The following is a 20,558-nucleotide window of genomic DNA, read 5'->3' on the forward strand; positions in this document are numbered from 1 at the left end:
ACGAGACGAGGTTGATAGGTTCGAGGTGGAAGTGCGGCAACGTATGCAGCTGACGAATACTAATCGGTCGAGGGCTTAACCAAAATTCCTAAGAGTATTACTTTACGTTGAAGTTTCGTATCTAGTTTTCAGGGAATACTATTCCTGAATCGTATATATATCTTGGAGAGATACCCAAGTGGCTATAAGGGGACCCTCTGCTAAGGGGTTAGACTGCGTAAGCGGTGCGAGGGTTCGAATCCCTCTCTCTCCGCCAGTTCCAAATATATATACACTTTTATGTGGCGGCGTAGCTCAGCTGGCTAGAGCGTACGGTTCATACCCGTAAGGTCGGGGGTTCGAGCCCCTCTGCCGCTACCATAAAACCAAAACACCAGATGGAGGCTTAGCTCAGCTGGGAGAGCATCTGCCTTACAAGCAGAGGGTCGGCGGTTCGATCCCGTCAGCCTCCACCATCTTTACGCCGTTGTAGCTCAACTGGTAGAGCAACTGACTTGTAATCAGTAGGTTGGGGGTTCAAGTCCTCTCGACGGCACCATTTTTATGGTAACCTTTTTGTAGCATGGAGCTGTGGTGTAGTGGCCTAACATGCCTGCCTGTCACGCAGGAGACCGCGGGTTCGAATCCCGTCAGCTCCGCCATTTCTTATTTCAATTAATGTAGGACATGCTATAAAACAATCATATGGCTTTGTAGCTCAGTCGGTAGAGCAGAGGACTGAAAATCCTCGTGTCGGCGGTTCGATTCCGTCCAAAGCCATTGAGATGGTTGTATTGCTTTGGCAGTACGGGTATCTCGTATCTGGAGGCTTAGTGAAGTGGCTAAACACGGCAGACTGTAAATCTGCTCTCTTCGAGTTCGGTGGTTCGAATCCATCAGCCTCCATTTTCCCTACGAGTCATTAGCTCAGTTGGTAGAGCACCTGACTTTTAATCAGGGTGTCGTAGGTTCGAATCCTACATGACTCACTTTTATAAGCAAACGTACAAGACCGTATGGTCTTTTTTTGTTTTCTATTGTGGTAAAGAAAAAGCATCCTATTGCAGGATGCTTTTTTACTGTTCAGAGCTTGTCTGCGACAGACTGCATTTTTTGTTCCATGGAGGCGGGCTTGTCGCGGCGATCATCGATTTTGATGGAAGTGGATACACGCACAGCGCCATTCAAGAAAGGTACCTCGTGGACGGCACGTATGACCTCGAATAGACGGTCTAAAGGACCTTCCAGGATGGTTCCCATGGCTGTCATTTGAAAGCGGATATCGGGATGACGTTCCAATTCTTTATGAAGATCAGCTACATAGCCGCTAAGGCTTGTTGTGGCTGTTCCGATGGGAATGATGGTGAATTCAGCAATGGCCATTGGATCACAGACCCCTTCCTTTTAATACTCATTATGTAAGGATAACAATCAGGAGCTTGCAAGGTCAATGATATAGTCGGCTGTACGCGCTGCTAGGGCCATTACAGTTAGCGTGGGATTGCCTCCACTAGAGGTGACAAATAAGCTAGCATCGCATATGAACAAGTTAGGGATGTCATGACTTTGTCCATACGAGTTAACTACTGATGTCGTAGGATCATTCCCCATACGGCACCCACCCATTAGATGCTGCGTATCTGGAACGACATATGAGATCTCCCCACCAGCAGCTCGGAGAATCAGCTTCATATTTTCAACAGCATGATCAAGTAGTTTTAGATCGTTATCACAGTAATTGAAGGTCAAGGAAGCGACAGGCATGCCAAATTCATCTTTTTCATCAGTAAGCGCCACGTGATTGTTCCAGGCAGGCAGCACCTCTCCTACCATTTTGAGACGGCCATAGAAGTTGTAATCCTGCATAGCTTGTCTGAATGACGATCCCCATAGGGGTGCTTCAGTGGCTTTCCGAAAGCCATCTGCCATCTCGATTGGCCTTGAGCCGTGAGCATGTAAGGTATAGCCGCGGACAAAGCCTCTGCGTGGATCTGTTTCATAGAAATCTTGCGTGGAGGCCAGTACGGGCGTTCCTTTGTACAAGCGGACCTCCTCTTCGAACTTGGCGTATACGTCGTTGCTGCTGTGCGTCATTATCGCTCTGCCTACCCATCCGCTGGAATTCGCTAACCCATCAGGGAACTGAGGTGTGCCGGAGTGAAGAAGCAACCGAGGTGTTTCTACAACATGGGCAGCCAGGATGACTGTCTTAGCCTTCTGACGATAGGTAGTACCCTCGTGGACAAATAGAACCCCGCAAGCATGTCCATACTCATTCACCTCAATTTGAGTGACTCTGCAATCCGCTAAAATTTCTGCGCCAGCCTGAACCGCTTTAGGAATTTGTACGATCAAGGTGCTAAATTTCGCGTTAGGCATACACCCCTGAAGGCAGAACCCCCGGTTCGTGCAGGCAGACCGCCCTTCTAACGGCTTAGACAGGATAGCTAGAGGTGTAGGAGCAGATTGAATGCCAAGGGATTTACAACCTTTGTGAAAAAGCTGAGCATTGGGGCTAAGGGAATCTAGCTCTGGAAATGGATAGGGACCCTGAAAGTTTCCCCAAGGAAAATGCTTCGGTCCAGATACGGAGATTTCTTTTTCTATTCTCGAGTAGTAGGGCTCCAAGTCTTTGTAATGAATGGGCCAATCTTCCCCAACGCCATCAATGGCCTTTGTTTTGAAATCAGATTCATGAAATCGTAGAAAAATGCCGGTAAAGTTCTGAGTGCCACCGCCAATCCCCATGCCTGATTGATGCTTTCCTGTAACGAATGGCTGTGCACCATCAGTAAGACGTGTATCCTCCCATGCTAAACGCTTCATACTGAGCTCATCACTTGCGAAATCCTTCTCAGGTTCACGCCACGGCCCCGCATCAATCACAACGACTCCGAGTCCAGCTTCACTGAGCTCTTTGGCTAGAACGCCTCCAGCAGCACCTGCTCCTACGATGACAATATCCACCGTTTCATCTTCATAGCGCCACTTCATGATCTTTTCGAAGCCTCCCAAGATTCTAATTGGTTAGGACTATTAAGTGTGTATCCACGAGGATAGGCCGGTCCTCCAAACCCAATTTCCGACCAAACCAACGGATGAGCGTAGTAGGCTTCGACACTGAGCTGAAGAAGCTTCTGAAATAAGCTTTTTTGAGGGATGCCATCCCAATTTCTCGTTGGTGGATAGCTGTCATTGCTGATTTGTAGCATAATGTTCCGTTGGTTCGTTTCATCTAATTGAAAGAAAGGCTGACTGTTTGCGAACCATCCCGTTTCATCGATCGCTTTAAGTCCTTGACGTAAAAGTATTCGAATCGGTGGTGTGCCCACTTTTCGGTGTCCTTCTCCTCTATTTTCCGATAATACTTGATCGATATGGTTAATGACGTATTGAATGATTTCGCCACGATGATCGTCCATAAGCAGCGAACACCATGCCCGAAGCGTTTCCGCCTCTACGAATGTTACATAGCTGTAAGCATGTTCACGAACGAGCCTAGAATTCACAATGGATCTGGTGTGTGCATCCCATTCCTTGTTTTCATTCATGACATCGTAGGTTGGATAATGGTTATGATCGTTCATGCTTGTCACCTCCATAGCTATCGAAAATAAACATCAAAAGTGCTACTACAATTATTTCCAAATCCGCGAAGAATATGAGGTTGGTATATGAAACAATTGGTACCATTGGCAATGTCATGGATGATAGGTAATATTTTAGGGATGAAAGTCTTTTCATTGCCATGGTAATCTTGTACTAGTAACTGAGAGGTTTTCCATCTTACCCATTACACCCAAGAGAGCTTATACAGGAGGAAATACCATGATAAAGAGTCTTGCACACCGCACATTAGGAATTACCGCTGCGATCACGATCGCATTATCAGCGACAACTGCTGTTTCCGCCTATGCCGCGGCAAATGATGATATGGATGCTGTTTCTTTGGCTAAAAAAATGGTTGGCGTCGATTACTCCAAAAGTGATGAAACACCATCTGCAGGGTTTGATTCATCAGGATTGATCTACTATGTCTATGAAACATTAAATTACTCAGTACCTAGAACCTTACTTGGGCAATTCAACATGAAATCAACGAAAATTACGAAAATAGATAAAGCAGAGCCAGGTGACGTCTTGTTCTTTGGTAGTGGCTCTAAGCCAACATTTGCTGGGATCTATATGGGCCAAGGTAAAATGGTCATGGCATCCCAGAGCAAAGACGAAGTCGTCACTCGTAATGTAAGTGAGCTTAAGGGTAGCTTTATTGGCGGAAGAAGTCTCCTTTCAGCTAAAGATCGTTTGAAAGCGGAGTTAATCCTAACAGCTCAGAAATATCTTGGAACTCCTTATGTTTTTGGTGCAAAGTATGGTCAGACCAAAACGATGGATTGTTCTTCTTTTACAAAAACAGTGTTTGCCGAATACGGGATTACGCTGCCGCGTGTTTCTCGTGATCAAGCCAAAGAAGGTACATTCGTTAGCAAAAGCAATTTGCAAACCGGAGATTTGGTCTTCTTCAAAACGGTGGATTCAGGCAAAAACATCGGACATGTCGGTATTTATGTGGGTAATGGTATGATGATCCATACGTATGGCGAAGGCGGCGTGAAGTTCACGTCTATTAATAAAGATTGGTGGGCTGATCACTACGTTACAGCTCGCCGCGTAATCAAATAGAACTTCTTAAATGAGGACCCTCTTGCCAATTTCGCAGGAGGGTTCCTCGCGATTCACAGGAGTGGGGATACATATGATACAATAGAGAGAAAAATATAGAAGATGCTATTGGCAATAAGGAGTGAAGGCAGATGATTTGGGAGCATGTTAAAGAGCGATTGGAAGCGGTTTTACAGTCGCCAATACAGATAAGCCTGATACCTGAGTCCGATTGGCACCAGCTTGTGGAGGATCAGGGAGAGCGCCTGGGAGGATTCATTCGAAGTGTTAACCGGGGTCAGGAAGTTCTTTTCTTCGTTTCCCAGGAACATAAAGAGGTTCGTGTCTTGCAAATGGATGGGAGTAAGCTGTCTGTATCTGAACGCAAACTTGTCGAACTAACGATTGAATCCAAACAAACATTGGAGAAGAAGCAATTCGGCTCTTATCTGTCAGAAGATGAAAGAAAGTCGAACCAATTAAGAGATTGGCTGCTCCAGCAAATGGAGCGTGGTACTAGCCACGCGGAGTTGCCTGATGCGCTTGCTTCGCAATCGTCCTTATATTCAACTAAAATTCCGCTGCTGTTATATGGGGACTATCCTCAGAATCAAAGGGTTTCCTACACAGAGCTTAAGAAGCTGTTAGAATCGTTCTTCGAAGCGGAGATTATTCTGATTCCATTGCTAGAGAAGGAGTGGCTGATCTTAGCGCCAGAAGTCCTTATTACTAGCGGCAGCGAGGAACGTGACGGAGACGAGGAAGAAAGTGTTGAGCAAACGCTTGATGCACTAGGCTCAGGCTTATATGAGATGTTGGCGAATGAATGGGTAGGCGAATGCCACTTAGCCATTGATTTTCCTGTGAAGCCGGCGAAGTCGATGTTCGCCACCGTCCTAAAGCTGCGTGAGACCATCATGCTGGGCCGATCCTTCCACGTAGGCAGCTTTATTCATCTGCGTTGGGAGCTTCGTCTTGAGAAGCTGCTGCACCTCATTGAGGAAGAGGAGAAAACCGAATTCCTGGAGCAGGTGCTCCACGGCACGGATCATGTGCTGGATAGCGAGACGGTAACGACGCTGGAGCACTTCTTTACACTAGACTGTAATGTTAGTGAAACAGCTAAGAAACTATATATTCATCGAAATACACTGTTATATCGGTTGGACAAGTTCAAAAACGAGACTGGACTGGACGTTAGGACGTTTAATCATGCGGTTTTGGTACGTCTGGCCTTGCTATTGTACAAAGTAACGAAAAGAAAGTGATTTTTTTGTAAGGATTGTGCATAGTCAGTCCGCCGTTCGTAGGGTAAGATGTGTATATAGAAATGTTGATGATAAATAAAGCATTTGAACGATAAATTGTAGGGGGAATGAAATCATGGCAGGCGTACGTTTAAATCATATCGTTAAAAGATATTCTGGTGCAGAAGAATCAACGGTTAAAGATTTCCATCTTGAAGTTGCTGACAAAGAATTCGTAGTACTTGTTGGTGCATCCGGTTGCGGAAAATCCACAACACTTCGTATGATCGCAGGACTTGAGGAAATAACTGAAGGTGAACTTTACATCGGAGACCGCCTTGTAAATGACGTAGCTCCAAAAGATCGCGATATCGCGATGGTATTCCAATCCTACGCTCTTTATCCGCATATGACTGTTTATCAAAACATGGCATTCGGATTGAAACTTCGTAAATTCAAAAAAGCTGATATCGATGCTCGCGTTCGCGAAGCAGCGAAAATTCTAGATATCGTTCACTTGCTTGACCGTAAGCCAAAAGCACTTTCCGGTGGTCAACGTCAACGTGTTGCCTTGGGCCGTGCGATCGTTCGTGAGCCACAAGTATTCTTAATGGATGAGCCGCTTTCCAACTTGGATGCGAAACTTCGTGTACAAATGCGTGCGGAAATCACAAAGCTTACAAAACGTCTTGGTGTTACTACAATCTACGTAACGCATGACCAAATCGAAGCAATGACAATGGGCGATCGTATCGTTGTTATGGATAAAGGTATTATTCAACAAGCTGCTACACCAGAAGAAATCTACAACTTCCCTGTTAATATGTTCGTTGCAGGCTTCATTGGATCCCCATCTATGAATTTCATGTCCGGAACATTGACATCTGAAGGTGGCGGCATATTCTTCAAAGCAGGTACTGTTAATGTAGAAGTTCCAGCTGGTAAAGCACAAGTTCTTAAAGATAAAGGATTTGTTGGCAAAGAAGTGATTCTGGGAGTTCGTCCAGAAGATATTCACGAAGAGCCAGTATTCTTGGAAGCTTCCCCGAAAACAGTATTCAATGTTAATGTTGAATTGACTGAGAACTTGGGTCACGAAATGTACTTGTACTTGAACGGTATCGGCGCTAACACAGTAATCGCACGTGTTGACGGTCGTTCTGGAATCAAAGAAGGTACAAATGTTAAATTGGCACTTGATATGAACAAAGTTCATTTCTTCGATAAAGAATCAACACTTTCCATTTTGGTTAACCCTAACCTATAGGATTGTACTGAAAGGCCAGCCGTTATCGGCTGGTCTTTTTGTTTATTTTGAGCCTCACAAACACAGTAGTTGATTTCAACTAGGTATTCTATTACGATGAAACTATTGGAAACCTGCGTGCAACATGATAAGCACATGGTACATAAGCAAATTCGAAGGAGTTAGGACAATGGCCAAAAAAGTAAAGGTTTCCGAAATGATGGAACAGCTACATATGGAAGTGTTAGCAGGTGAGGGCGGGCTGAAGCGTCCTATTACAACGGGTGATTTGTATCGCCCTGGTCTTGAGATGGCTGGATATTTCAATTACCATCCCAAAGAGCGTATTCAGATGCTGGGGAAAACAGAAATTACGTTTATAGAAATGTTGACGACTGGCGTTCGGAGAAATCGGGTTGAGCAGTTATGTGCCCCTGAGGAAACGCCATGTATTATTGTAACGCGAGGACTAGAAGTTCCCGTTGAACTGCTTGAAGAGGCAACTAAACGCGACTTGCCGGTGCTTAGAACACAGTTGTCGACGACGATTTTTGCAAGCCGATTAACGGGCTTTCTCGAAAACAAGCTTGCTCCTAGCACAACCATTCATGGTGTCCTTGTTGATGTGTACGGGGTAGGTATGTTGATTACCGGAAGCAGCGGGATTGGGAAAAGTGAAACTGCGCTTGAGCTTGTGAAAAGAGGGCACCGACTCATCGCGGATGACGCGGTAGAAATCAGACAAAATGGAGATAAAGTACTGACTGGTAATGCGCCAGAGTTGATTCGTCATTTGCTTGAAATTCGCGGCGTCGGTATCATTAATGTCATGACGTTATTCGGCGCGGGCGCGATCCGTAATGTGAAGAAAATTTCAGTTGTCGTTAAGTTGGAAAATTGGCAGCAAGAGAAGCAATATGATCGTTTAGGCTTAGATGAGGAGCTAACACGGATTATCGATACCGATTTGCCGCTCGTTACGATACCTGTAAGACCAGGCCGAAACTTGGCAGTCATTGTTGAGGTTGCGGCGATGAATTATCGCTTAAAGCGGATGGGTTACAACGCGGCGCTTCAGTTTACGAATAAGTTAACGGAATCGTTAAATGAAGATTTTGAGGATTTTGATTGACCACATAGGAAAGTATAAGTTTTCGGTTCCCGAAAACTGCTTTTCTATGGGCGATAAAACCAACCTTTAAACGCGGTCGCTCATTCATGAATGGCCTCGATAAAGGTTTTCTCATAGCTGTGAAAAGCTCACATAAATGAAGGAGTGAAACCATGTTAGAAAGTGTTGCGTTTTCCCTAGGGCCGATTCATGTCCGATGGTATGGCATTATTTTAGGAACAGCAGCTTTAATTGGTTTAATGCTGGCAATCAGAGAAGGAAAGCGATTCAAGATCGTGCCTGACTTCTTCATGGATTTATTGTTAATTGGGGTTCCTTCTGCCATTATTGGTGCAAGAATATATTATGTTGCCTTCCAATGGGCTGATTATAAGGATAATTTATGGGAAGTATTCATGATATGGCACGGTGGGATTGCGATATACGGCGCGTTAATCGGAGCGATTATCGGAACATCATTCTACATTCGTGCTAAGGGATACAACTTCTTTCGTATAGCTGATATTCTTGCACCGGGTCTAATTGTCGGACAAGCGATCGGCCGTTGGGGCAATTTCATGAATCAGGAAGCTCATGGGGGCCCGGTAGAGGAGTCATTTTTGAGAGATAGTCTGCATTTGCCGAATTTTATCGTGAATCAAATGAACATCGAAGGCACGTTCTACCACCCTGCGTTTCTGTATGAATCTGTATGGAGCTTTGTAGGGCTGCTGCTCTTGTTATGGCTTCGTCGTAGACCGTTCATGCGGGCAGGCGAGTTATTTCTAGGTTATTTCATCTGGTATTCCATTGGACGCTTCTTCATTGAAGGGATTCGGACCGACAGCTTGGATATCTCGGGGCCAGCGTGGTTAGCTTCATTGATGAATGCGTTATGGTCACCTATGAAAATTGTGTTTGAACCTGGCGTCCTTACATATGGAGGGAACATTCGGTTCTCCCAACTGCTTGCGCTGCTGATTGTCATTGCGGCCGTGATCATGATTATCATTAGAAGGAAAAAAGGTTACGCCAATACGCGGTATGCGGATCCGATTGTTTCCAAGCTGGCAATTGAGAAAAACAAGGTAGTCAAAGAGGAAGAGACAGATAAAGGAGTCAACTATGATTCGAACGGTACTATTTGATTTAGATGGCACGATTGTAGATACGAATGAGTTGATTGTGCAATCGTTCTTGCATAGCTTGGAAGGCGAAACGCCGGAACCTGTTAGTCGGGAGCACATTATCCCCAATATGGGGCGTCCGTTAGTGGAGCAAATGGTATTTTTTACGGGCAAGAATGAAGTTGAAGCGATCATTAATAAGTATCGTACGTTTAACTTATCTAAACATGATGAGCTTGTGAAGGAATTTCCCAACGTGCGTACGGTAATGGCGAAGCTTCACGAACAGGGTGTCAAAATCGGCATCGTTACTAGCAAAATCAGATTGACTACGTTGATGGGTCTCAAGCTTTGTGGGTTAGATTCTTATGTCAGCGCTATTGTGACAGTGGATGATGTAAAGGAACCGAAACCGAGTCCTGAGGGCATTATCGCAGCGTTGAAAGAGCTAGGAAGCTCGGCTGAAGAAGCGATGATGGTGGGCGATAGCCACTATGATATTGAAGCTGCTCAAAATGCAGGAGTTACATCCGTCGGCGTATCCTGGTCCTGGAAAGGGCGCTCCTATTTAGAACAGTACAAACCTGATCACATTGTTGATGATATGATTGACCTGTTGCCGCTAGTTGGGATATCGTCGGATGTGAAGGCTGATTGAGGCAGACAGAGAAGTATCCAGTAGACGGACCGAACGCGCTATGGCAAATCTACCAGACTGTGAGTAAATGGAAGGCCATGCGAAATTTCGTTTTTATCCAAATCACGAGATATTCGCCTTCCTTGCGGTTGAAAAATTGGATTTATCGACGTGTTTTAGGAATGACGGTTGGTGAGCACTCCGCTTTTGCTTTGATGGTGATGGTGGATGTGTTTTTTCCAGAGAGGATTCATATTGGAAGCAATACGATTATTGGTTATAACACGACGATACTCGCGCATGAGTATTTGACGAAAGAATACCGTCTAGGGGACGTGCGGATTGGATCTCATGTGATGGTCGGGGCTAACACGACTATTCTGCCAGGTGTGACAATTGGAGATAATGCAATTATTGGCGCGGGGTCCGTAGTTCATAAGGATGTGGCGGCGCACAGCTTTGTGGCGGGCAATCCAATGAAGATTATTCGTTCGGGTAGTGCGTAGCACTACCAAGGTAAATAAGATGGGTTCAGGTAACGGTAATGGGCTAAATGGAAGTCAAGCGCCGAATGGTGGTAAAACACCGAACGGGCAAGTAGAAGAAGACTAGTTATGGATATTCATCCGAAGAGGGCATGCTGCCGCGACAGCATGCCTTTTTCACTTTTTCGATCAGAGTTGACGTCATATGGGTTTATATGCCATTCTTAATACGAATTTCATAATCAGTTGTGTCAAATATGATCCTATAAATGAGGCGCCGAACAGGGCGGAGATGGATTGACGGTCCTTAGGATACGTGTTAAAATAGCCGTACATTCTTTATTTTGGTAGTATGGTAGCACGTTAATGCATTAAAGTAAAAAACGATAAATGAATGATAACAAATTATACTCCTACTTATTGAGGTGAGACGGTGTCGAAGCCAAAAGTATTTGAAAAGCCGTTAGGTGCAAAAGATTATTTACCAGAAGCGGTGACGAAGCTCAGAAATATAGAATTCCGTGTGTTGGCCTGTATGGAGCGCTGGGGTTATAACCAGATCATTACACCTACACTTGAATATTACGATACAGTTGGCGTTGCAAGCTCCACTGAAGACAAGAAGCTATTCAAGCTGCTAGATCGCAAAGGGAAAACACTCGTACTTCGATCTGAGCTTACAGCACCTATCGCGCGTGTAGCATCTTCGCTTTTAAAGGAACAAGCGTTTCCTCTGCGTCTTTCTTATCATTCGAATGTTTTTCGATCGATTGAAGAAGAAGCGGGCAGAGATTCAGAGTTCTTTCAAACAGGCGTGGAACTGATTGGCGATGCTTCATCCGAAGCCGATGCAGAGGTTGTAGCGCTTGCGATTGCGTCGCTCCAAGCAGCGGGCGTTGAGAAATTTAAGATTGCCCTCGGCCACGTTGGTTTTCTGAACGGATTGTTCCAAGAAACACTGGACGGACGCACAGATGCACAACTTTCTCTGAAAGAGCATCTACTTAGTCGGGATTACGTTGGATATCGGGAAGCGATTAAGTCACTATCTCTTACTCCAGACGTAGAGCGTGAATTGAATGGCGTACTAAGGCTTCGTGGCGGCGACGAGATTTGTGAGCAGGCTCGCATGGTCTCCCAGCATCCAATCGCCCAAGACGCGATTCGACATTTATGTGAAGTGTGGGATGTGCTGAAAGCATATGGCGTTAGTGAGCATGTGGTGATTGATTTAACGATGATTGGAGATTTCTCCTACTATACAGGTATGACGTTCGAAGGGTATGCGGCTGATTTGGGCTTCCCTGTTTGCAGTGGTGGCCGGTACGATAACTTATTGAGCCAATTTGGACGACCAGCTCCAGCTACAGGCTTTGCGCTCAAAACGAATCGTATTCTTGAAGTAACAGGCAAGGAGCAGGTGAAACACCCGAGTCGCGTGCTAATTGCTTACGATGCAGAGCATCGTGAAGAGGCGTTGCAGCTGGCGAAAGCTAAGAGAAGTGCGGATGAAGCGCGTGCGGTCATCACACAGCTAATAACGAAAGCTCAGATCAATGATCTCGATAGAGCGGGATATGACGAAGTAATCAAGTTGATAACGGAATAAGCCTCTCAGCTAGATGAGGGAAGTTTGGAGGAGGTTGGAACGGTGGATGACATTCTTAAAGTAGCGATGCCGAAAGGCCGTATCTATAAACAAGCAGCAAAGCTGTTCACGAAAGCGGGCTTGCCTATACCTGAGGATTTGGAAGAAGGCCGCCGTTTAATCATTCCTGTGCCAGGGGCGAAAATGGAATTTATTCTGGCTAAGCCGGTCGATGTTCCGACCTATGTGGAGTATGGCGTAGCCGATATCGGGGTTGTAGGTAAGGATGTTCTGATGGAAGAAAATCGGAACGTATATGAACTTCTTGATCTTGGGATCGCACGTTGTCGCATGTCGGTGATTGGACTGCCGGATTGGAAGCAAGTGATCAACCCGCGGGTTGCGACCAAATATCCGAATGTAGCGTCTCAGTATTTCCGTGAGCAAGGACAGCAGGTTGAAGTGATTAAGCTGAACGGATCCATCGAGTTGGCTCCTCTAATTGGGCTTGCTGACCGGATCGTGGACATGGTAGAAACAGGCCAAACGCTAAAAGAAAATGGACTTGTTGAGCAAGAGGAAATTTTTCAAATCACGAGCCGCTTAATTGCGAATCGTGTGAGTTATCGGATGAAGAACGACTCCATCCAAAGGTTGTGTGATATGCTGCAGGCGGTATTGCCGACAGTTAAACTATAGCGTTAGTTAGTAAAGAGGAGGGGAAGATGAAAATGCGGATCATGCCAGCTTCCGAATTTCAGTTAAAACGTGAAGTCGAATACGGCTCACCTGAGCAAAATGAGTCCGTCCGCCGCATCATCGATGAGGTGCGGCAGGACGGAGATGTCGCACTGCGTCGCCTTGCGAAGCAGTTTGACGGCGTAGATGTCGCTGAGCTTCGTGTCAGCGACGAAGAGATCCAAGCGGCGTACGCGCAGGTAGACGCCGCGTTCCTAGCGGCGCTGCGTCAAGCCGCCGCTAACATTCGTGCGTTTCATGAGAAGCAGAAACGCAACTCATGGATGGACCTGCAGCCGGACGGCAGTCTGCTGGGCCAAATCATCCGACCGCTGAAGCGGGTCGGATTGTACGTGCCCGGAGGGAAGGCGGCTTACCCTTCCTCCGTGCTCATGAACGCCATCCCCGCGATCGTCGCGGGGGTGCCAGAGATCGCGATGGTGACGCCACCGTCCACCGCGGGCGAAGAAGGCATCAACCCGCATATCCTCGTGGCCGCAGCCGAAGCGGGTGTGAAAGAGATCTACCGCGTAGGCGGGGCGCAGGCGATTGCCGCGCTGGCCTACGGGACAGCATCGATCGCGCCGGTCGATAAAATCGTCGGCCCGGGCAACATCTACGTCGCGCTGGCGAAGCGCTTCGTGTTCGGCGTCGTCGATATCGACATGATCGCCGGACCAACGGACATTGTCGTGCTCGCCGACGAGCACGCCGATCCTGAATACGTCGCGGCCGATTTGCTGGCGCAGGCCGAGCATGATGAGATGTCACCGTCGATTCTGGTGACACCTTCCCGCGAACTAGCCGAAGAGGTTCGGCTAGAGCTATGGCGGCAGCTGGATCTGCTGCCGAAAAAAGCCATTGCCGCCGTCTCGACAGCTACCAAAGGAGCGATACTCCTTGTGGATAGCTTGGACGAAGGCGTGGACGTCATCAATCGCTTGGCGCCTGAGCACTGTGAACTGCTCGTACAGGATCCGTTCACGTGGCTGCCGCGCATTGAAAATGCTGGCGCCATTTTCCTAGGCGCCTACAGCACAGAGCCAGTCGGCGATTATTTCGCCGGACCGAACCATGTGCTGCCGACGAATGGTACAGCGAGATTCTCATCGCCACTGAATGTGGACGATTTCCTCAAAAAATCAAGCGTTATTCACTATAGCAAGGAAGCATTACTAGCGAACGGCGACATGATCATGACATTGGCTCGGAATGAAGGGCTGGAAGGCCATGCGCGTGCCGTTGAGGTTCGACTTAAAAAGGAAGGGAAGTTGACATAGATGGCGGAACAGGATCAAGTTAGAGCACGTTCAGCAAGCGTAGCACGCAAAACGAATGAAACCGATATTTCCCTCAAATTTGAAGTGGATGGAACAGGTATTTCGGAGATCCAAACAGATGTTCCTTTCCTGAATCATATGTTGGATTTGTTCACGAAGCATGGTCACTTCAATTTGAAAGTAGATGCCAAAGGCGATATCGAGATCGATGACCACCATACGGTAGAGGATATCGGAATTTGTCTAGGTCAAACGCTACGTGAAGCGCTCGGCGACAAAAGAGGCATCAAACGCTATGCGAGCGTATTCGTCCCTATGGACGAAGCACTAGCTCAAGTCGTCATTGATATTAGCAACCGTCCGCATTTCGAGTACCGTGCAGAGTATCCTACAGCAAATGTAGGCAGCTTTGAAACACAGCTTGTGCATGAATTCCTTTGGAAGTTTGCCCTTGAAGCGCGTATCACCTTGCATGTTATCGTACATTACGGGAAGAACACGCATCACATGATTGAAGGTGTGTTTAAAGCTTTAGCACGTGCGCTGGATGAAGCAACATCGATTGATCCTCGTGTGCAGGGGGTTCCTTCGACGAAGGGAGTGCTGTAGGCATGATCGCGATTATTGATTATGGAATGGGTAATTTACATAGCGTGAGCAAAGCGGTTGAGCGGCTTGGCTATGAAGCGATCGTCACAGGAGATACGGCGCAAATTCTGGCAGCAGAAGGCGCAATCCTCCCTGGTGTCGGCGCGTTCGGGGATGCGATGGAGCATCTGCGTGAAACAGGTCTGGACGAGGTTGTGAAGCAGTATGCAGCGTCTGGTAAGCCTCTAATGGGCATCTGCTTAGGCATGCAGCTGTTGTTCTCCAACAGTGAAGAGCACGGTCAGCATGAGGGGCTTGGCCTTCTGCCAGGATCGGTCGTGCGTTTTCGCGGAGACTACAAGGTGCCGCATATGGGATGGAATCGTCTCAGCTACAAGATGAGTGAGAGTCCTATTTTCAAAGGGATTGAAGAAGGTCACGTGTATTTCGTGCACTCCTATCATGTAAAGCCGGAGCGGGAAAGCGATCTGTTGGCAGTGACCGACTACTATCAACCGGTAACGGCAATTGTAGGTCGTGACAACGTCTACGGCATGCAGTTCCACCCAGAGAAAAGCGGAGATATCGGTATGCAGCTGTTGGGTAACTTTTTGACCCTTTGTAAATAAGTAATGGACAGTCTCAAGGAGGTGCTGAGCATGTTAGCCAAAAGAATTATCCCTTGTCTCGATGTCAAGGATGGCCGAGTGGTGAAGGGCGTAAATTTCGTGAATTTACGTGATGCCGGTGATCCCGTAGAGCTTGCGGCGATTTATGATAAAGAAGGTGCGGATGAGCTCGTGTTTCTCGACATTTCGGCTTCGGTTGAAGGGCGCGCGACGATGGTCGAGGTTGTCCGTCAAACGGCGGGCGAGATTACGATTCCCTTCACGGTTGGCGGCGGGATTTCGAGTGTCGATGACATGAAGCGTCTTCTTCGCGCAGGTGCAGACAAAATCGGGATCAACACGGCAGCGGTGCTTAATCCTCAGCTCGTATCGGATGGGGCGCGGAAGTTCGGCTCCCAGTGTATCGTGGTGGCCATTGACGCGAAGTTCAATCCCGAGTGGGGCGAATGGGAAGTGTTCACACATGGTGGACGTAAATCAACTGGTATTAAGGCGCTGGAATGGGCAAAACGCGTGGAGGAGCTAGGTGCAGGCGAAATCCTGCTAACGAGCATGGATGCAGACGGAACGAAGGATGGCTTTGATTTGAAGCTGACACGTGCGGTATCCGAGCTGCTGACGATTCCTGTGATTGCTTCTGGCGGAGCGGGAAAAGCAGAGCATTTCTACGATGTGTTTACCGAAGGTAAGGCCGATGCAGGGCTGGCGGCAACCATTTTTCACTATAAAGAGTTAACGATAGACGGGGTCAAGGCGGACCTGAAAGGTAAAGGGGTTGAAATTCGATGACATTTTCAGTGGATCAAATTCAATATGATGCGCAAGGACTAGTGCCTGCGATCGTGCAGGATGCCGTAAGTAAAGAGGTTCTCATGCTTGCTTACATGAACAGCGAGTCTTTGCAGCGTACGATTCAAACGGGGGACACTTGGTTCTGGAGCCGTTCCCGCGGGGAGCTTTGGAATAAAGGGGCAACTTCCGGTCATACGCAAAAGGTAAAAGCACTTCGCTACGACTGTGATGCGGATACGCTTCTTGTTCTTGTCGAACAGGTGGGGCCTGCTTGTCACAATGGTACGTACACCTGTTTCACAACGAACATCGCGGTGGAAGGTTCTGTAGAAGAAGCTGCACCTGCGGCGACTGGTGATCGTTTTGCCATTTTAGCTGAGCTTGAAGCTGTCATAGCTTCCCGTGACGCAGAGCGTCCTGAGGGTGCCTACACGACTTACCTTTTCGAAAAAGGGGTCGACAAAATCCTTAAAAAGGTTGGCGAAGAAACAGCAGAAGTCATTATTGCAGCTAAAAATAAAGACAATGAAGAGCTTCGTTATGAAGCGAGCGATCTTATTTTTCACTTGATGGTGCTTTTGCGTAATAATAAATTGCCATTGGATGATATTATGAAAGAGCTGGCTAATCGGCACGTCAAAAAATAAAGTAAACGACCTGGAGTGAATTCACGATGTTGATTGATTATCATACACATCATGTGCGCTGCGGTCACGCCTCTGGGGAACTGGAGGAATACGTCAAACGCGGCATCGAGATCGGGCTTACCCAGTTGGGGCTTTCTGATCATATGCCGCTTTTGCATGTCGACCCGCAAACGTATTGGCCAGAAATGGCAATGCCGATGGAGGAGCTTCCTCGTTATGTGGAAGAATGTCTTCAGCTCAAAGAGAAATATAAGGACCAGATTGATATTCGTCTCGGTCTGGAAGGCGATTATGTTGAAGGGTATGAGCCGGAAATTGCGAAAATCATTAACGCCTACCCATGGGACTACGTGATCGGTTCGGTTCATTTCCTAGGAGAGTGGGATATTTCTGATTTTAGGCAGCTGGCAGGTTGGGAAGGTAAGGATATTTTTGCAGCTTATACCCAATACTACGAGGCAGTGAAGCAAGCAGTCCGAACCGGACTGTATGATTATATCGGTCATATCGATATGATCAAACGATTTGGATACGTGCCAGACCGCGATACGTGGGAGTTGGAGAAAGCCGCATTGGATACCGTGAAAGAATATGGGCTTGCGATTGAGTTGAATGCTTCAGGCCTGCGTCATCCGTGTAAAGAGATGTTCCCGAGCCGCCGTATGCTGGAATATTGCCATAAGGTGGGAATTCCTGTGACGCTTGGATCAGATGCGCATCAGCCGGAACGGTTGTCTCAGTATTTGGATGAGGCCAGAGAGTTATTAAAAGCGATTGGATTTAACGAAATAGCCACATTTTCTGCTCGAAAACGACATCTTGTGACTTTTTAAATTCGACACATATCATGTATAATGAGTAGGACTATATAATCTATTTAATGAACCTTCGGAGGTAACCATTAACCATGCATAGCGACAATGTTAAAATTTTTTCCGGATCTTCGAATCCGAAGCTTGCGGAAAGTATTTGTAAAGAGCTCGGCCAGCCGCTAGGACAAATTAAATTATCGCGTTTCAAAAGCGGAGAAATTTATTGCCTTTACGAAGAAACGATTCGTAACTGTGACGTGTTTCTGGTACAAACCTTCTCCCATCCGATTAATGAGCATATGATGGAACTTTTGGTCATGATGGATGCGGCGAAAAGAGCATCTGCAAAAACGATCAACCTTGTCATTCCATACTATGGTTACTCTCGTCAAGAACGTAAAGCAGCTCCACGTGAGCCGATTTCAGCTAAATTAGTCGCGGACTTGTTCGCTTCAGCAGGCGCAACTCGTGTTGTTACGATTGATCTTCATGCTCCAGCGATTCAAGGCTTCTTCAATATTCCAGTGGATCACCTGACAGCGCTTGATCTGATTAGTGATTGCATCAAGAAAAAGAATCTACCCAACCCAATCATCGTATCTCCAGATGCGGGACGTGCTACAACTGCTGAGAAAATGGCTAACATTCTCGATGCGCCTTTCGCAATGATGATTAAGAAACGCCCAGAGCACAACGAATCGGTGATTACTCACGTGATTGGTGATGTTGCTGGACGTACGCCAATTATTATCGAGGATCTGATCGATACAGGTACAACGATCGTTAACGTCGTGGAAAGCCTCAAAGAGCGCGGTGCACTTGATGTTTACATCTGTGCTACGCATCCAGTATTTTCTGGCCCAGCGTTGCAACGATTGGATCACCCAAGTATTAAAGAAGTTATTATTACGGATTCCATCGCGATCCCAGAGGGGCACTCAGACAAGTTTAATGTGCTTTCCGTAGCGCCTTTGTTGTCCGATGCGATTCGCATTATTACTGATGGAGGATCCCTATCCTCCCTATTCAAATACGGCGGCGTATAACACCATATCTTACCTTCGGATAATGTTTTTGGCTTCTAGGATATCTATGGTATAATTTGATGGTAATCAAATTGCCGGAGGTGTCTTGCTATGGAAAAGAAAAAGCGCATATCCGAAGCGCCAAAACCAAAAGTTATTTCAATTAACATGGATGCCGCATTCTTTTTCGAGAGAGCGGTTCAATCTTTGGATCGGTTTCATTATGATAAGGCATTGAAATATTTCCGGCGGGCTGCAGAGTATGAACAGGATAATCCTGTGAATCACTGCAATCTCGCAGGTGTTCTCTCCGAAGTGGGCAATTATGACGAGTCGAACCAAATTTTGCAGCATATCCTTGAAACCATTGATCCCGAGATGACAGAATGTCACTTTTATATGGCAAACAACTATGCCAACATGGAAAACTTCGAGCAGGCGGAACAGGCATTGGTTCGGTATTTGGAGAATGACCCAACAGGGCAATTCATGGACGAATCCGAAGAAATGATGGAAATGCTGAGCTACGAGCTTGATCGTCCCGCCCCTCTCACTAGCATCAAGAGTCGAGAAGGGCTGTTCGAGCATGATAAGGCCCGTGCGTTGCTTGAGGAAGGTAAGTTTGCTGAAGCCGTAAGGCAGCTAGAGAAATTGGTGAAGAAACAGCCTGATTTCACAGCCGCTCGCAACAATCTCGCACTGGCTTATTATTATATGGGACAGTTCGAGAAAGCGATGGAAACGATCCGAGAAGTGCTGGTAATCGATCCTGGTAATCTGCATGCGCTCTGTAATATGGCGATTTTCCATCAGCATTTCGGTAACAAGAAGGAGCTTGCAGAACTCACCTCGCTTCTCGGTAAGACGTTTCCGTTTCAGCAGGAGCATGTGTTCAAGCTGGCAACGACCATGGGTATTCTTGCTCAGCATGAGAAAGCCTACCATTTGTTTAAACGTCTGCTGAAGGCCGGTGACGGAGGCACAGATCCTTGTTTGTATCATTATGCGGCTGTTGCTGCGTGCCATATCGGTCGTTTCGCTGAAGCGCACCGCCTATGGAAGCAGGTTCAAAAGCTGGATCCAGGTGCTGAAATTTCCAAGTTCTACTTAGAGCAGTTGCGTGTAAGAGAGAAGTCAGCGATTCCGCTTACTTGGAGCTACCACTATCATTTGCCGTTTGAGGAGCAGTTCCGTGCGCTTGAGAAATCGACGCAAGGGATTCCTGATCAATTGAAGAAAGACCCGCTTGTGCGGTCATCCTTCTTCTGGGCTCTGCGACATGGCGATGTAGAGACGAAGCTTCAAGTCATTCAAGCCTTTGGCTTGATTGCGGACAACGAAGTGAGAGACGCCCTTCAGGACTTCATTCTGGATCATAAAGAGGATGACTACTTGAAGAAGGTTGCCATCTTCGTGCTGCGGAGTATGGGCATTCGCGAGTCCCTTCCTGCCTATCTCGAGAATAAAGACATCATGGTAGAGGCTTCTCCCTACTCACCCCACCTTCCTGTATGGGATGCAGCATGGCAGCGAGTCATGGAAACAGCCTTATCGCATATGCACAAACGGTACGATATGGTTCAACAGTATGACTTAGAAATTCTGTGGGTCGAATTTCTGACGAAGGTGTACCCGAACATTCCTAAGATTCACAAACCTGAAGGTTGGGCAGCAGCGTTAGAGTATTTGATTGCCAAAATGCATCGCCGTACGATTTCCTATCAGGAAGTCGCTACACGTTATGGCGTCACGGTTTCCACGGTCAGTCGGCATGTGAAGCTCATCGACGATACCTGTGGATTGCGTGAGAAAATGGATGCGATTTTCAATAAGTTTACGAGTCTTTGATAGCCGAGCTTGATGCATCATGAAAGCCTCGGCTTTCATACATATATAAGAAAATGATTGTTCCGCGTTGTGAATGAAAGCGGAACAATTGAGATTATTAAAGAGAGCTTTCCTCAG

Annotated in this window: 20 protein-coding genes and 8 tRNA genes; 25 read left to right on the top strand and 3 right to left on the bottom strand. The window is 46.9% G+C overall.

Annotation, left to right across the window (positions count from 1 at the left end; translation table 11 throughout):
* Positions 1-164: 164 nt before the first annotated feature.
* The 8 genes from AC1DVJ_RS21345 to AC1DVJ_RS21380 all read left to right on the top strand — a co-directional run bounded on the left by AC1DVJ_RS21345 (position 165) and on the right by AC1DVJ_RS21380 (position 968).
* Positions 165-256: transfer RNA gene (locus AC1DVJ_RS21345), tRNA-Ser, on the top strand.
* Positions 257-283: 27 nt separating this feature from the next.
* Positions 284-360 (top strand) — tRNA-Met (locus AC1DVJ_RS21350).
* Between the two features lie 19 nt (positions 361-379).
* A tRNA-Val gene (locus AC1DVJ_RS21355) sits at positions 380-455 on the top strand.
* A gap of 7 nt (positions 456-462) precedes the next feature.
* Positions 463-538 (top strand) — tRNA-Thr (locus tag AC1DVJ_RS21360).
* Positions 539-564: 26 nt separating this feature from the next.
* Positions 565-641, top strand: a tRNA-Asp gene (locus AC1DVJ_RS21365).
* 45 nt (positions 642-686) lie between these two features.
* Positions 687-759: transfer RNA gene (locus AC1DVJ_RS21370), tRNA-Phe, on the top strand.
* Positions 760-803: 44 nt separating this feature from the next.
* Positions 804-885: transfer RNA gene (locus AC1DVJ_RS21375), tRNA-Tyr, on the top strand.
* 10 nt (positions 886-895) lie between these two features.
* Positions 896-968 (top strand) — tRNA-Lys (locus AC1DVJ_RS21380).
* A gap of 94 nt (positions 969-1,062) precedes the next feature.
* On the opposite strand, the gene AC1DVJ_RS21385 is transcribed toward AC1DVJ_RS21380, so the two are convergent.
* From AC1DVJ_RS21385 to AC1DVJ_RS21395, 3 genes are read right to left on the bottom strand one after another with little or no spacing between them, the layout of a single operon-like run.
* Entirely contained in the window at positions 1,063-1,362 is a 300-nt protein-coding gene (locus tag AC1DVJ_RS21385; protein WP_477593190.1) for an MTH1187 family thiamine-binding protein, read from the bottom strand.
* Positions 1,363-1,410: 48 nt separating this feature from the next.
* Positions 1,411-2,973, bottom strand: coding sequence for a GMC family oxidoreductase (locus tag AC1DVJ_RS21390; RefSeq protein WP_477593191.1), 1,563 nt, complete (start codon positions 2,971-2,973; stop codon positions 1,411-1,413).
* Positions 2,970-3,566: a gluconate 2-dehydrogenase subunit 3 family protein gene (locus tag AC1DVJ_RS21395; RefSeq protein ID WP_477593192.1), complete on the bottom strand. Its 597-nt coding sequence runs from the start codon at positions 3,564-3,566 to the stop codon at positions 2,970-2,972. The genes AC1DVJ_RS21390 and AC1DVJ_RS21395 overlap by 4 nt, the downstream gene beginning before the upstream one ends.
* Positions 3,567-3,807: 241 nt before the next feature.
* On the opposite strand from AC1DVJ_RS21395, the gene AC1DVJ_RS21400 reads away from it, so the two are divergent.
* The 17 genes from AC1DVJ_RS21400 (at position 3,808) to AC1DVJ_RS21480 (ending at position 20,441) form a co-directional block, all read left to right on the top strand.
* Positions 3,808-4,662, top strand: a complete 855-nt coding sequence (locus AC1DVJ_RS21400; protein WP_477593193.1) for an NlpC/P60 family protein — start codon at positions 3,808-3,810, stop codon at positions 4,660-4,662.
* 131 nt (positions 4,663-4,793) lie between these two features.
* A complete protein-coding gene (locus AC1DVJ_RS21405; protein WP_477593194.1) occupies positions 4,794-5,909 on the top strand; it encodes a PucR family transcriptional regulator in 1,116 nt (371 codons plus the stop codon).
* Between the two features lie 115 nt (positions 5,910-6,024).
* Entirely contained in the window at positions 6,025-7,155 is a 1,131-nt protein-coding gene (locus AC1DVJ_RS21410; RefSeq protein ID WP_477593195.1) for an ABC transporter ATP-binding protein, read from the top strand.
* A 169-nt stretch (positions 7,156-7,324) separates the two neighbouring features.
* Positions 7,325-8,266 carry an HPr(Ser) kinase/phosphatase gene (hprK, locus tag AC1DVJ_RS21415; protein ID WP_477593196.1) on the top strand — a complete coding sequence of 314 codons (942 nt, stop codon included), beginning with the start codon at positions 7,325-7,327 and terminating at the stop codon, positions 8,264-8,266.
* A 152-nt stretch (positions 8,267-8,418) separates the two neighbouring features.
* Positions 8,419-9,393 carry a prolipoprotein diacylglyceryl transferase gene (lgt, locus tag AC1DVJ_RS21420; RefSeq protein ID WP_477593197.1) on the top strand — a complete coding sequence of 325 codons (975 nt, stop codon included), beginning with the start codon at positions 8,419-8,421 and terminating at the stop codon, positions 9,391-9,393.
* Positions 9,371-10,030: a pyrophosphatase PpaX gene (gene ppaX / locus AC1DVJ_RS21425; RefSeq protein WP_477593198.1), complete on the top strand. Its 660-nt coding sequence runs from the start codon at positions 9,371-9,373 to the stop codon at positions 10,028-10,030. The genes lgt and ppaX overlap by 23 nt, the downstream gene beginning before the upstream one ends.
* Positions 10,027-10,515, top strand: a complete 489-nt coding sequence (locus AC1DVJ_RS21430; RefSeq protein ID WP_477593199.1) for an acyltransferase — start codon at positions 10,027-10,029, stop codon at positions 10,513-10,515. The genes ppaX and AC1DVJ_RS21430 overlap by 4 nt, the downstream gene beginning before the upstream one ends.
* 412 nt (positions 10,516-10,927) lie before the next feature.
* Positions 10,928-12,103: an ATP phosphoribosyltransferase regulatory subunit gene (locus tag AC1DVJ_RS21435; RefSeq protein ID WP_477593200.1), complete on the top strand. Its 1,176-nt coding sequence runs from the start codon at positions 10,928-10,930 to the stop codon at positions 12,101-12,103.
* Between the two features lie 42 nt (positions 12,104-12,145).
* Positions 12,146-12,781, top strand: a complete 636-nt coding sequence (gene hisG / locus AC1DVJ_RS21440) for an ATP phosphoribosyltransferase (protein WP_065851290.1) — start codon at positions 12,146-12,148, stop codon at positions 12,779-12,781.
* A 32-nt stretch (positions 12,782-12,813) separates the two neighbouring features.
* Complete coding sequence (gene hisD, locus AC1DVJ_RS21445; RefSeq protein ID WP_477593236.1) at positions 12,814-14,100, top strand: histidinol dehydrogenase; 1,287 nt, start codon at positions 12,814-12,816, stop codon at positions 14,098-14,100.
* Positions 14,101-14,709: an imidazoleglycerol-phosphate dehydratase HisB gene (hisB, locus tag AC1DVJ_RS21450; RefSeq protein WP_477593201.1), complete on the top strand. Its 609-nt coding sequence runs from the start codon at positions 14,101-14,103 to the stop codon at positions 14,707-14,709. It abuts the gene before it with no gap.
* A 2-nt stretch (positions 14,710-14,711) separates the two neighbouring features.
* On the top strand, positions 14,712-15,317 hold the full coding sequence (hisH, locus tag AC1DVJ_RS21455) for an imidazole glycerol phosphate synthase subunit HisH (RefSeq protein WP_477593202.1): 606 nt from the start codon (positions 14,712-14,714) through the stop codon (positions 15,315-15,317).
* Between the two features lie 30 nt (positions 15,318-15,347).
* Positions 15,348-16,106, top strand: coding sequence for an imidazole glycerol phosphate synthase subunit HisF (gene hisF / locus AC1DVJ_RS21460; protein WP_477593203.1), 759 nt, complete (start codon positions 15,348-15,350; stop codon positions 16,104-16,106).
* Positions 16,103-16,756: a bifunctional phosphoribosyl-AMP cyclohydrolase/phosphoribosyl-ATP diphosphatase HisIE gene (hisIE, locus tag AC1DVJ_RS21465; protein WP_477593204.1), complete on the top strand. Its 654-nt coding sequence runs from the start codon at positions 16,103-16,105 to the stop codon at positions 16,754-16,756. The genes hisF and hisIE overlap by 4 nt, the downstream gene beginning before the upstream one ends.
* Positions 16,757-16,782: 26 nt before the next feature.
* Positions 16,783-17,589 carry a histidinol-phosphatase HisJ gene (hisJ, locus tag AC1DVJ_RS21470; protein WP_477593205.1) on the top strand — a complete coding sequence of 269 codons (807 nt, stop codon included), beginning with the start codon at positions 16,783-16,785 and terminating at the stop codon, positions 17,587-17,589.
* 74 nt (positions 17,590-17,663) lie between these two features.
* Entirely contained in the window at positions 17,664-18,614 is a 951-nt protein-coding gene (locus AC1DVJ_RS21475) for a ribose-phosphate diphosphokinase (RefSeq protein WP_477593206.1), read from the top strand.
* Between the two features lie 90 nt (positions 18,615-18,704).
* Positions 18,705-20,441 (top strand): tetratricopeptide repeat protein, encoded by a 1,737-nt coding sequence (locus AC1DVJ_RS21480; RefSeq protein WP_477593207.1) that lies wholly within the window; start codon positions 18,705-18,707, stop codon positions 20,439-20,441.
* The last annotated feature ends 117 nt before the right edge of the window (positions 20,442-20,558 follow it).

The organism is Paenibacillus sp. P4_A9 (assembly GCF_056402415.1).

What these genes read in the sequence shown, in the direction of transcription:
- ppaX (WP_477593198.1), top strand. Translation starts at nt 9,371, where the DNA reads ATGATTCGAACGGTACTATTTGATTTAGATGGCACGATTGTAGATACG.
- AC1DVJ_RS21395 (WP_477593192.1), bottom strand. Translation starts at nt 3,566, where the DNA reads ATGAACGATCATAACCATTATCCAACCTACGATGTCATGAATGAAAAC.
- AC1DVJ_RS21475 (WP_477593206.1), top strand. Translation starts at nt 17,664, where the DNA reads ATGCATAGCGACAATGTTAAAATTTTTTCCGGATCTTCGAATCCGAAG.
- hprK (WP_477593196.1), top strand. Translation starts at nt 7,325, where the DNA reads ATGGCCAAAAAAGTAAAGGTTTCCGAAATGATGGAACAGCTACATATG.
- lgt (WP_477593197.1), top strand. Translation starts at nt 8,419, where the DNA reads ATGTTAGAAAGTGTTGCGTTTTCCCTAGGGCCGATTCATGTCCGATGG.
- AC1DVJ_RS21480 (WP_477593207.1), top strand. Translation starts at nt 18,705, where the DNA reads ATGGAAAAGAAAAAGCGCATATCCGAAGCGCCAAAACCAAAAGTTATT.
- hisH (WP_477593202.1), top strand. Translation starts at nt 14,712, where the DNA reads ATGATCGCGATTATTGATTATGGAATGGGTAATTTACATAGCGTGAGC.
- hisD (WP_477593236.1), top strand. Translation starts at nt 12,814, where the DNA reads ATGCGGATCATGCCAGCTTCCGAATTTCAGTTAAAACGTGAAGTCGAA.
- hisB (WP_477593201.1), top strand. Translation starts at nt 14,101, where the DNA reads ATGGCGGAACAGGATCAAGTTAGAGCACGTTCAGCAAGCGTAGCACGC.
- AC1DVJ_RS21405 (WP_477593194.1), top strand. Translation starts at nt 4,794, where the DNA reads ATGATTTGGGAGCATGTTAAAGAGCGATTGGAAGCGGTTTTACAGTCG.
- AC1DVJ_RS21390 (WP_477593191.1), bottom strand. Translation starts at nt 2,973, where the DNA reads ATGAAGTGGCGCTATGAAGATGAAACGGTGGATATTGTCATCGTAGGA.
- AC1DVJ_RS21400 (WP_477593193.1), top strand. Translation starts at nt 3,808, where the DNA reads ATGATAAAGAGTCTTGCACACCGCACATTAGGAATTACCGCTGCGATC.
- hisJ (WP_477593205.1), top strand. Translation starts at nt 16,783, where the DNA reads ATGTTGATTGATTATCATACACATCATGTGCGCTGCGGTCACGCCTCT.
- AC1DVJ_RS21410 (WP_477593195.1), top strand. Translation starts at nt 6,025, where the DNA reads ATGGCAGGCGTACGTTTAAATCATATCGTTAAAAGATATTCTGGTGCA.
- hisIE (WP_477593204.1), top strand. Translation starts at nt 16,103, where the DNA reads ATGACATTTTCAGTGGATCAAATTCAATATGATGCGCAAGGACTAGTG.
- hisF (WP_477593203.1), top strand. Translation starts at nt 15,348, where the DNA reads ATGTTAGCCAAAAGAATTATCCCTTGTCTCGATGTCAAGGATGGCCGA.
- AC1DVJ_RS21385 (WP_477593190.1), bottom strand. Translation starts at nt 1,362, where the DNA reads ATGGCCATTGCTGAATTCACCATCATTCCCATCGGAACAGCCACAACA.